The organism is Actinomadura sp. GC306 (assembly GCF_004348665.1).
In the GTDB taxonomy this organism is placed as follows: domain Bacteria; phylum Actinomycetota; class Actinomycetes; order Streptosporangiales; family Streptosporangiaceae; genus Spirillospora.
The window spans coordinates 1-3694 of sequence record NZ_SMKM01000412.1 but is presented as its reverse complement, the minus strand read 5'-3'; the positions used below and the strand labels follow the sequence as shown (position 1 = coordinate 3694).

The 3694-nt window shown below is 77.0% G+C and carries 5 protein-coding genes; 3 read left to right on the top strand and 2 right to left on the bottom strand.

Annotated elements, in window-relative coordinates; translation table 11 throughout:
• The first annotated feature begins 66 nt into the window (after window positions 1–66).
• The 3 genes from E1200_RS31860 to E1200_RS31850 all read left to right on the top strand — a co-directional run bounded on the left by E1200_RS31860 (window position 67) and on the right by E1200_RS31850 (window position 2183).
• On the top strand, window positions 67–1143 hold the full coding sequence (locus E1200_RS31860; protein ID WP_131956155.1) for an iron-containing redox enzyme family protein: 1077 nt from the start codon (window positions 67–69) through the stop codon (window positions 1141–1143).
• A gap of 13 nt (window positions 1144–1156) precedes the next feature.
• Entirely contained in the window at window positions 1157–1882 is a 726-nt protein-coding gene (locus E1200_RS31855; protein ID WP_131956151.1) for a HemK2/MTQ2 family protein methyltransferase, read from the top strand.
• A gap of 79 nt (window positions 1883–1961) precedes the next feature.
• Window positions 1962–2183 carry a CDGSH iron-sulfur domain-containing protein gene (locus tag E1200_RS31850; protein WP_131956153.1) on the top strand — a complete coding sequence of 74 codons (222 nt, stop codon included), beginning with the start codon at window positions 1962–1964 and terminating at the stop codon, window positions 2181–2183.
• Between the two features lie 73 nt (window positions 2184–2256).
• Here the strand turns inward: E1200_RS31850 and E1200_RS31845 are convergent, their stop codons facing one another.
• Window positions 2257–2508, bottom strand: a complete 252-nt coding sequence (locus E1200_RS31845) for a hypothetical protein (RefSeq protein ID WP_131956149.1) — start codon at window positions 2506–2508, stop codon at window positions 2257–2259.
• A gap of 66 nt (window positions 2509–2574) precedes the next feature.
• Window positions 2575–3694 (bottom strand): NAD-dependent epimerase/dehydratase family protein (locus E1200_RS31840; protein ID WP_243709007.1); only part of this gene is annotated, 1120 nt, incomplete at its 5' end.

Sequence of the window (3694 nt, the reverse complement as noted above, 5' to 3'; positions counted from 1 at the left end):
ACCCAGGCCCTCCGCCGCGCCGCCGCCCGCGCCCCGGCCCGGGCCGCCCGCGGGGAGCCGGCCGCGGTGCCGGCGCCGCCCGCACCGCGCGGACCGCTGTCCCACGCCGTCCTGGACGCCCTGGCCTCGGGCCCGCCCCCCGGCCCGGGGCAGAGCCCCGCGGACGGCTTGTGGCAGGGACGGGACCTGCGAGCGGACGTGCGATCCGCCGACCCCTACGGGGAGGACCTGCAACTGGCACTGCACACCTGCTACGAGCTGCACTACCGCGGGTTCACCGGCGTCCACCCCGACTGGGAATGGGACCCCGGGCTGCTGCGGCTGCGCGCGGCGATGGAGGAGGCGTTCCTGGCGGCGCTGCGCCGCGACGTCCCCGGCGGGACCGACGTGGACGACGCGCTCGCCGGGCTGCTCACCGAGCCGGTCGACGCGTCCGGCGTCACCCACCACCTGCGCGACACGGGGGAGTGGTGGCAGCTGCTGGAGCACGCCGCGCTGCGGTCGGTGTACCACCTCAAGGAGGCCGACCCGCACGCCTTCGTGATCCCGCGGCTGCGGGGCCGCGCCAAGACCGCCCTGGCAGCGGTCGAGCACGACGAGTTCGGCGGCGGCCGCCCCGGGATGATCCACCAGGGCCTGTACGGCGACCTGCTCGACGACCTGGGCCTCGACCCCTCCTACGGCGCCTACGTCGACGCCGCGCCCGCGGTGATGCTCGCCACGGTGAACATGATGTCGCTGTTCGGGCTGCGGCGCTCGCTGCGCGCCGCGATGGTCGGCCACTTCGCCGCCGCCGAGATCACCACCGCGCCGTCCGCGCGGCGGATGGCGCGGGCCCTGGAGCGCCTCGGCGCCGGCCCCCGCGCCGTGCTGTTCTACACCGAGCACATCGAGGCCGACGCCGTCCACGAGCAGGTGCTGCGCCACGACGTGATCGGCGGGCTGCTGGAGCAGGAACCCGAACTGGCGGGGGACGTGGTCCTGGGCGTGCAGGCCACCTGCCTGCTGGAGGACCGCCTGGCCGCGCACCTGCTGGACCACTGGCTCGCCACCCCGCCCCGCTCGGCGCTGCGGCACCCGCCACCGGGCTTCCCCACCGGCCCGGCGAACGGTTCGGCGTCCAGTTCTGTGCGCGGCGAGTAAAAGGGGGGACGGAATGCTGCTGCTGAGGACTCCGGGGGTGTACCGCCCCCAGACCGACACCCACCTGCTGACCGGCGCGCTGCGCGCGGCCGGCGTCCCGCGGGGCGCGCGGGTGCTGGAACTCGGCACCGGGACGGGCGCGGTCGCGATGGCCGCCGCCCGCGAAGGCTGCCGCGTCGTCGCGGTCGACGTGTCGGCGCAGGCGGTGCTGACCGCGCGGCTGAACGCGCTGGTGCGGGGCCTGCCGGTCCGCGTGCTGCGCGGCGACCTGTTCGCACCGGTCGCCGGGCAGCGCTTCGACGTGATCGTCGCCAACCCCCCGTACGTCGCGGGCGCCGTCGACCCCGCCAGCGTCCGGGGACGCGCCCGCGCCTGGGAGGCCGGGCCCACCGGCCGCGCCCTGCTCGACCGCATCTGCGCCGAGGCACCGCACCACCTGACGGCCACCGGCACGCTGCTGCTGGTGCACTCCGCGCTGAACGGGGTCGCGGCCACGCTGGTGTCGCTGCGCGAGGCCGGGATGCGCGCGTCGGTGGTGGCGCGGCGCCGCGAGCCGCTCGGCCCGGTGATGCGCGGCCGCGCCGACCGGCTCCGCGCGCAGGGACTGCTGCCGCCGGGCCAGTCCTACGAGGAGCTGGTCGTGATCCGCGCCGACCGCGTCCAGGACGCCGCCGGCGCGGGCGAGGACCCCGCGTCCGAGAACACCGGAGGTGAGCAGCGTGGCACCTGCGCCGCCTGACCCCGCCGCCCCCGCCGCCGCACTGGCCGCGGCGGCCGGGGCCGCCGGGGCGCGGGCGGCGGACGCGCGGCGGGTGCGGATGGTGCCCGGCGGGCCCGTCCTGGTCGAGGGCCCGGTCGAGGTGGTCCTGGAGGACGGGCGGACGGTGACCTCCGACCGCTTCCTGGTCGCGCTGTGCGCGTGCCGCCGCAGCCGCTCCTACCCGTTCTGCGACACCAGCCACCGCCGCCGCGTCCGCACCACCGACCAGGCCGGTGATCAGGCCGGTGATCAGGCAGCCGACCGCGACGGCGGCACCTGACTGAGCGCGCACGACGAACCGCCCCCGTCCCGGCATGTGCCGGGACGGGGGCGGACTCGTGAACGGCCGGTGGTCAGCCGCCGAGGCTGTCGAGGGCCACGTCCAGCCGCTGGGCGAGCCGCTCGATCTGCTCCTCGTTCGCGCCGGTGTCCAGCTCGGCGATCACCGCGTCGCGGGTGGTGACGACCAGGGCGTCTTCGGGGCCGTCGCCGCGGGACGGGTCGGACGGGACGACGGTGGCCTCACCGCGCACCACGACGAGCGCGGCGTCGCGCTCGCTGGAGGCCAGCAGGGCGTGCAGGTGGTCGGATGTGATGGTGGGCATGTGGTGACCTCCGGTTGATCCTCGCCGGTTCGCGCCGGGTGCTCGTCGCCGGTGCTCGGGTGCTCGTCAGGGTCTGCGGCCGATCCCGGTGGTGAACTCGCGGATCCGGCCCGGCCCTCCGGTCCGCGGGGACAGCGGCGGGGTGTCGCGCCCCGCGGCGGTGCGCAGCCCCTCCAGCAGCTCCCGCACCGCGTCGCGGGCCGAGTGCCGCGGCGTCCAGCCCAGCTCCTCGCGCGCCCGCGACACGTCCATGACCGGGACCTCCATCGCCAGGTCGAACAGGCCCGGCGAAGCGGGCACCAGGTGCAGCGACCACGCCGCCGCCAGCGCGGCCCGCACCCCCCGCGCCGGCACCCGCACGGTCCGGGCGCCCAGCAGATCGGCGAGCTCGGCCGGGTCCAGCACCGGGTCGGCGGCGATGTTGAACGCGCCGCGCACCTCCCGGGTGGCCGCCAGCCGGAACGCCTCGCCCGCGTCCGCCGAATGCAGCGCCTGCAGCCGCAGCCCCGGCAGGTCCGGGACCGCGGGAATGAGATCGGGGCGGGCCAGCCGCCCCGGCAGCAGCGGCCCGCCGAACAGCCGCCGCTGCTCGGACGCGCTCTGCCGCTCGAAGATGAAACCGGGCCGGATCCGCACCACCCGGCACCCCGGATGCGCGGCCTCGAAGACGTCCAGCAGCCGCTCCACGTACGCCTTCTCGCGGCTGTAGGCGGCACCGGGCCACCCGTGCGTGGGCCACGACTCGTCCACGCCCCGGTCCTTGGGCCCGGGGGAGTAGGCCCCCACCGACGAGGAGTACACCAGCGCCGGCACACCGGCCTCGGCGACCGCGTCGAACACCCGGGAACTGCCGACCACGTTGGCGTCCCACGTCACCGCCGGGCGGTGCGTCGGCTGGAACAGCCACGCCAGGTGCACCACGACGTCGGCGCCGCGCAGCAGCGGCACCAGGTCGCTGTCGGTGACGTCGGCCTCGGCCCACTCCACCTTCCCCGCACCGTCCCCGGCGTCCCCGCCCAGCACGGACCCGGGACCGGGTTCACGGCGGGCCAGCCCGGTGATCGCGGTGACGGACGGGTCCGCGGCCAGCGCGCGGATCGTGTTGGTCCCGATGTTGCCGGTCGCGCCGGTGACGACGACGCGCATGGCGGCCTCCCCCTCGTCGGCCGTCCCCGCGGGACCCTTC

Bases quoted from the DNA above. Each gene is read 5' to 3' on its own strand.
- E1200_RS31855 (WP_131956151.1), top strand. From the start codon at position 1,157: ATGCTGCTGCTGAGGACTCCGGGGGTGTACCGCCCCCAGACCGACACC.
- E1200_RS31850 (WP_131956153.1), top strand. From the start codon at position 1,962: ATGGTGCCCGGCGGGCCCGTCCTGGTCGAGGGCCCGGTCGAGGTGGTC.
- E1200_RS31845 (WP_131956149.1), bottom strand. From the start codon at position 2,508: ATGCCCACCATCACATCCGACCACCTGCACGCCCTGCTGGCCTCCAGC.